7 protein-coding genes are annotated in these 5541 nt (G+C 46.9%); 4 read left to right on the top strand and 3 right to left on the bottom strand.

All coding sequences use genetic code 11. The features are described from left to right. Positions 1-136: 136 nt before the first annotated feature. Positions 137-748 (bottom strand): YczE/YyaS/YitT family protein, encoded by a 612-nt coding sequence (locus tag HCN83_RS17710; protein ID WP_168009727.1) that lies wholly within the window; start codon positions 746-748, stop codon positions 137-139. 78 nt (positions 749-826) lie between these two features. Between HCN83_RS17710 and HCN83_RS17705 the strand changes: the two genes are divergently transcribed. Both HCN83_RS17705 and HCN83_RS17700 read left to right on the top strand, forming a co-directional pair. Then, positions 827-1180 carry a YidH family protein gene (locus HCN83_RS17705; RefSeq protein WP_168009725.1) on the top strand — a complete coding sequence of 118 codons (354 nt, stop codon included), beginning with the start codon at positions 827-829 and terminating at the stop codon, positions 1178-1180. Between the two features lie 67 nt (positions 1181-1247). Continuing rightward, complete coding sequence (locus HCN83_RS17700) at positions 1248-1574, top strand: SCP2 sterol-binding domain-containing protein (protein ID WP_168009724.1); 327 nt, start codon at positions 1248-1250, stop codon at positions 1572-1574. A gap of 40 nt (positions 1575-1614) precedes the next feature. Here HCN83_RS17700 and HCN83_RS17695 read toward each other — a convergent pair whose 3' ends face one another. Beyond that, on the bottom strand, positions 1615-1755 hold the full coding sequence (locus HCN83_RS17695) for an FbpB family small basic protein (RefSeq protein WP_168009723.1): 141 nt from the start codon (positions 1753-1755) through the stop codon (positions 1615-1617). A 115-nt stretch (positions 1756-1870) separates the two neighbouring features. On the opposite strand from HCN83_RS17695, the gene HCN83_RS17690 reads away from it, so the two are divergent. Then, the gene (locus HCN83_RS17690) at positions 1871-2839 is read left to right on the top strand and encodes an MBL fold metallo-hydrolase (protein ID WP_168009722.1); all 969 of its coding nucleotides are present in this window, start codon (positions 1871-1873) and stop codon (positions 2837-2839) included. Positions 2840-3189: 350 nt separating this feature from the next. On the opposite strand, the gene HCN83_RS17685 is transcribed toward HCN83_RS17690, so the two are convergent. Then, a complete protein-coding gene (locus HCN83_RS17685) occupies positions 3190-4713 on the bottom strand; it encodes a BCCT family transporter (RefSeq protein WP_425483641.1) in 1524 nt (507 codons plus the stop codon). A 266-nt stretch (positions 4714-4979) separates the two neighbouring features. On the opposite strand from HCN83_RS17685, the gene HCN83_RS17680 reads away from it, so the two are divergent. Continuing rightward, on the top strand, positions 4980-5408 hold the full coding sequence (locus tag HCN83_RS17680; RefSeq protein ID WP_168009720.1) for a hypothetical protein: 429 nt from the start codon (positions 4980-4982) through the stop codon (positions 5406-5408). Positions 5409-5541: the final 133 nt, after the last annotated feature.

The following is a 5541-nucleotide window of genomic DNA, read 5'->3' as shown; positions in this document are numbered from 1 at the left end:
TGGCCGGGAGCCGCTCGGCTTTCTGCTGTTTTTTTGTCTTTTTCTCATTTCATTCCAAAAAAAGCGGAACCGGACACATCCGGCACCGCTTTTTTTGTTTCATAAAGGGCTTTTGAGACAGCCCCTTAAACTTATGTCAGGCTGTAAGCTTTGTTCGAAAGGCCGTTACAGGCCGGTGAAAAACCTGGATAAGAGGACCGATTAAAAATGCAATAATAAGCGTGCCAATGCCGATCGGGCCGCCTATGAAAAAGGCTGCGACAAGAATCATCAATTCCAAAGCGGTCTTGGAAAAAGCGAGACTTTTTCCGGTAAGCGTATGAAACACAATCATCGCATGATCGATTGGATTACGGGCAAACGAGGATTGGAGGTAAGAAGCAATACCGGCTCCGCAGCATAGGATCCCAGCTGTCAAAATAACCGCTTGCTGAACAAAGGAAGCCGGGACGGCGTCTGCCAGTACAATCAGCATCCAGAAATCAATAAAGGAGCCGATCAGAAACATCGTTATTAATGCAGAGAAATCAGGTTTTTGTTTTAAAAGCATGGCATTAATAAGAATTAAGACAAAACCGCCGATGAAGGTCCAGCTGCCGACTGTAAGTCCGATTGATTCAGAAAGACCGACGAAGAAAGCGTCCCAGGGCCCGGCCCCAAGACCGGCAGTGATGATGAGGCTGATCCCGAACGAAAGTGCAGCGAGACCAGCCAAGTAAAATACTGCTATAATTAAAAACGTACGCATCGTTAAAAACTCCTGTCTGCTAGCATAACTTATTCAGTTTAGCACGGTCAGGAGGAAAACAACAGAGGAGGTGGAGGAATGGGGTCTACCCCGGATTCTTCCTACATTCAGCAGCATCTGGCAAATGAACGAACGTTTCTTGCCTGGGTTCGTACTGCCCTTGCGATGAAGGGACTGGGATTTCTCGTGTTCGGAGCTGAACTGCTTCTTTCAGACGGAAACGCAGGAAGCGGGGCAATCTGGATCAGTCTGCTCTCCTTTACTGCTGGAGCAGCAGTGCTTGGAACCGGTACCCTGCTGTATTTCAGGCATCGCAAAACGATTAATACCGGCCGCTTTCAGGCTGCTTCCGGAGCGGTTCTGGCAGCTGGACTTCTCAGTGGAGGCGTTCTGCTGCTGCTCCTTTTGTATTCCTTTTATTTGTTTGTTTAAATCTATACAAAATGACGTGGAAAGGCTATAATGAATGAATCATCATTCACAAATGGAGGGACACATTATGACAGTTTCACAAGTGTTGCAGCAGTTTACAGAAAAAATGGAAGCGGACCCGCAGCATATTGAATCGCTCACCTACATCTATGAATTTCATATTACAGATGAGGAGAGCACGTATCAGCTGAAGATTGATCAAGGAGCAGCTGATTACGCGGAAGGGGCGCCCTGGGAGCCAAAACTCGTGCTCGAAATGAGCAGGGAGTATTTTCAGAAGCTGGCTGAGGACGATTTAAATGCCACAATGGCGTACATGAGCGGAAAGCTGAAAGTAAAAGGTGACGTTTCACACGCGCTGAAATTTCAGTCGCTGCTTAAAAAATATCAGTAGTAGCCCGGCATCACTGCCTGAAGACGCAAAGAAAGCAGATTCAGGAATCTGCTTTCAACTGCTCCTCATATTTTGAATCAAGCTTTTCTTCAATTTCAGATACAGCCTTCTGGTCATTCATAATATCGCGTTTATTCTGTTCGACCAGCTCTTCAAAGCTGGTCCGGTTTATACGTCGCATATATCTCCATCCTTTTTTTATGTGACTTCAACGATAAGTATACACTAAATTCAGATAATTTAGATAAAAGTTTTGTTACAATATATTGAACGAATGCTGAAGGAGGGAAAAACGGATGCAGATTGCTTCTAAAACAAGTCAGGTAGAACGAATTATCATTCCGACACCGTTTCTTGTAGGGGATGTGAATGTGTATTTAATAAGCGGAGATGTCAATATATTAATCGACACAGGTCCGGACACTCCAGAAGCGAAGCAGGCGCTGCTAAAAGGGCTTCAGGCCAGAGGATTGCAGCCTGATGACATCGATTTCCTGATCCTGACGCATCATCATCCCGACCATATCGGCTTAGCCGGGATGTTCACAGGAAAAACGAAAACAGCCGGACATCCACTGCTTAAACCATGGCTGGAAAAAGATGAAGCACTCTACGAGCACATTGAATCGTTCTTCAGACCTTTTTTCAAAACACATGGCATGAAACCCGAAGTCATTGAGCAGATTGTTCATCAGCAAAAGCGCTACAGAGATTACGTGCAGCCTGCTGAAATGATGGAGGAACTGGAAGAAACTGTTGAGGCATCCATGCTCCCGGGCTGGACTGTAGTAGAGACGCCAGGACATGCGAGTACACATATCAGCCTTCTGCGTGAAGAAGACGGACTCTTGGTGGCAGGTGATCATGTAATCAAACATATCTCCTCAAATGCCATCATTGAAGCACCATCTTTATCGAGCACGGTCCGGCCGAGAACGCTGCTTGATTACAGGCAGTCACTGAAAAAGTGCGCCGGAGCAGCGCTTATTTATTCCGGCCATGGGGACATGATTACCGAGCCGAGGACGTTAATCGAGAAAAGGCTGACCGCTCAGCTGCAGAAAGCAGATATGTTTTTATCAAAGTTGCACGAGCCCATGACAGTCGCTGCCTTAACAAAATTAGTATACGGAAGCATGTTTGCCAAGCAGCCGGATTTAACGTTTTCTGAAACACTCGGCCACCTGGACCTGCTTGAAGAACAGGGCCGTGTAAACGTATGGAACGACGGAGAGAATGTCGTTTACGAATCGCTCCGCATATAAACGGGGAGACAGCTGAGACGGTCGTCATTCAGAGAGCGCGTGAACATTTGAGCCGGTTATCCTGACATGGACAGCCGGCTCGAATCGGTTGCTTTGGATAAAATGTTTTCGAGGTGACAAGCGGGGAGACCGGATCTGGATGCGGGTTAAACGTGATTGCCTCCCGTAAGGTTAACATCAAAAGAGGCAGGAGGAGGAAGCGGCTATAAAGAGACGAAAAGACGTCCTTTATTACTGGTGTGTGTCTTTAAATACAGTAAAAGTATGCTCATGTTATTCATAAAAAAAGAAGCCGGCAACAGCCGGCTCCTCCGTTTTGGAATGGCAATGATTCAATTTCTATTACAACGTTACGACCGGTTCTGCGCGTCAAATTGTTCTCTGTACATTCTGCGCACGGTTTTTGGTGCAGACCAAAGTGTTGGCAGAAGAAGCAGAGATACCGGTACAGCTGTAAATACGATAAAGGATTGCAGAGCATCAATGCTGCCTTCACCTAAATAAAGGAGAACCGATGCCACAGCTCCCATGAGCACAGCCCAGAAGACGCGCAGACCAGCGGAGGGAGTTGTTCCGCCCGTGACGGCCATGGAAATGGAATAACTCATAGAGTCACTCGTCGTAGCAACGAAAATGACGGTAACAATCAGAAACAGAACAGCCAGAATCGTCCCATAAGGCATCTGCTGCACGATAGCGATCATAGCTGCGGGCATTCCGCCCTCATCGAGTGCGCCGGAAACAGCTCCTGCCTGCTGGAGCTCATAAAATATACCAGAGCCGCCGACGACAGAAAACCAGAAGTTTGTCACAATTGGGGCGATAATAGCAACTGCCGTCACCAGCTCCCTGATCGTGCGACCTCTTGAAATACGGCTGATAAACACAGCCATCATCGGAGCATATCCGATGAACCATCCCCAGAAGAAAAGCGTCCAGAAGGAGAGCCAGGCCGGGTCCTGACGATAAAGGCTCAGTTCAAAGAAGTCCCTTACGTAAACGCCGGTTGTGCCTACAAACGTATCAATAATAAATCCGCCGGGACCAAGAATCAGAACAGCCCCTACTAAGAACATTGTCAGGATAACATTCCATCGGCTTAAGAACTGAATGCCCCGATGAACACCTGTAACGGCCGAAATGGCAGCAACTGATACAAGGCCAAAGACGATCAGAACCTGAGTGATAAACGTATTAGGAAGTCCGAATACAGCTTCAAAGCCGTAGGCGGCCTGAAGGCCTAAAAAGCCGATCGGTCCGATTGTACCAGCCGCTACGGCAATAATAGAAAACGAATCAGCGAGCGTGCCGACCGTGCTTTTATGAATAACTTTTGATCCAAAAACAGGATAAAGCAACGTTCTCGGCTTGAGCGGCATCCCTTTATCATAGTGAGCATGCATCAGAATAATGGCAGCCAGCGTTCCGAGTATAGCCCAGGCCAGAAAACCCCAGTCGAGGAACGACTGTGCCATGGCAGGAATAACGGCGCCTGCCGTTCCAGGCTCCGCTTCATACATTGGCGGTGTTTCCAGAAAGTGGTACATAGGTTCAGCCGCTGCCCAGAATACTCCGCCGCCGGCAAGCAGCGTACACATAATGATAGATATCCATTTAAACGTAGTAAATTCCGGTTTGTCCATCGCACCCAGCCTGATCTTTCCGAAACGGGAAAAAGCGATGGCGATCGCAATTAAAAACGTCGCAAGCATCAGCACTTGCCAGAACGCTCCGAAATAGGTTGTAGCAAATGTAAAGGACCAGTCAACGAAGCTTCCTACAGCTTCTGCATTGATCACCGAAGCGATCACAAAAGCGGTAAGAAGCCCTCCGCTTATAAACATAACGGGCCAGTCTATTTTTGAATGTTTCATGTTCATCCTCCTTGTTATAGACGACACAGAAATTCCGTGCACAAGGAATGACAATACCACTTGGGAAAGCGGGACGCAATAAAAATGAAGAAATTCATGTAAATATGAATCAGTCGATGACCGTCTATGTTTCAAAATTGAAGCGGCGGGTATAAAGAATAATTATCAAATGAAAGCGTAATCTGGAACGGGCAGTTGGTTCTTGACGATATTTGTTATAGAATGGTAATCAGAGTGAATAATGATAGTATCGGAGGGAATCGTTTATGAGTAAAAATTCAAAGTGGGTCACAGCCGGCTCCATTGCTGGGCTTCTGGCTGCAGCAGCGGCTGTGGCATCAAGTCCAAAAGCGAGAAAAGGTGTTACCCGGGCGGCTTCGGCTTCAACTGTACAGGTTAAAAACCTGATTGCACTGGTCCGGGATAATCGCGAAGAAGTGGTGCATCATCTGAAAGCTTCAGGAGAAGAACTTTCACGAGTAGTGGATCATGCCTCGGATGACGTGAAGCAGCTGATGGAAGCATCTAAAAAAATGAAGTCTCATTTTGAAGAAGTATCAAGGGTACTTCAGGGCGTCAACACCGAATGGAAAGATCTGCTCGAAGAAGTAAAAGAAGAGCCAAAAAGAATTGACCAGGGGGACGTGGAGCTTGAGCACGTACCTGAGCCAGGAGAAGGTCCAAACAAATTATAAAATCAGGGGGCTGTCCCATAAGTCGATATTATCGACGGGACAGCCCCTTTTTTATGTGTAGAAAAAATTTATAGAAGGAAACAGAAAAAAATCGCCGAACCTGTGTGTAAGCGACAAAACCAACACCACCAGG

This window comes from Alkalicoccus luteus, from assembly GCF_012034335.1.
Lineage (GTDB): Bacteria > Bacillota > Bacilli > Bacillales > Salisediminibacteriaceae > Alkalicoccus > Alkalicoccus luteus_A.
Note: the sequence above shows the minus strand (reverse complement) of the source record. Positions and strands in the feature narration are given on the sequence as shown.

What these genes read in the sequence shown, in the direction of transcription:
- HCN83_RS17700 (WP_168009724.1), top strand. Translation starts at nt 1,248, where the DNA reads ATGACAGTTTCACAAGTGTTGCAGCAGTTTACAGAAAAAATGGAAGCG.
- HCN83_RS17710 (WP_168009727.1), bottom strand. Translation starts at nt 748, where the DNA reads ATGCGTACGTTTTTAATTATAGCAGTATTTTACTTGGCTGGTCTCGCT.
- HCN83_RS17685 (WP_425483641.1), bottom strand. Translation starts at nt 4,713, where the DNA reads ATGAAACATTCAAAAATAGACTGGCCCGTTATGTTTATAAGCGGAGGG.
- HCN83_RS17680 (WP_168009720.1), top strand. Translation starts at nt 4,980, where the DNA reads ATGAGTAAAAATTCAAAGTGGGTCACAGCCGGCTCCATTGCTGGGCTT.
- HCN83_RS17705 (WP_168009725.1), top strand. Translation starts at nt 827, where the DNA reads ATGGGGTCTACCCCGGATTCTTCCTACATTCAGCAGCATCTGGCAAAT.
- HCN83_RS17690 (WP_168009722.1), top strand. Translation starts at nt 1,871, where the DNA reads ATGCAGATTGCTTCTAAAACAAGTCAGGTAGAACGAATTATCATTCCG.
- HCN83_RS17695 (WP_168009723.1), bottom strand. Translation starts at nt 1,755, where the DNA reads ATGCGACGTATAAACCGGACCAGCTTTGAAGAGCTGGTCGAACAGAAT.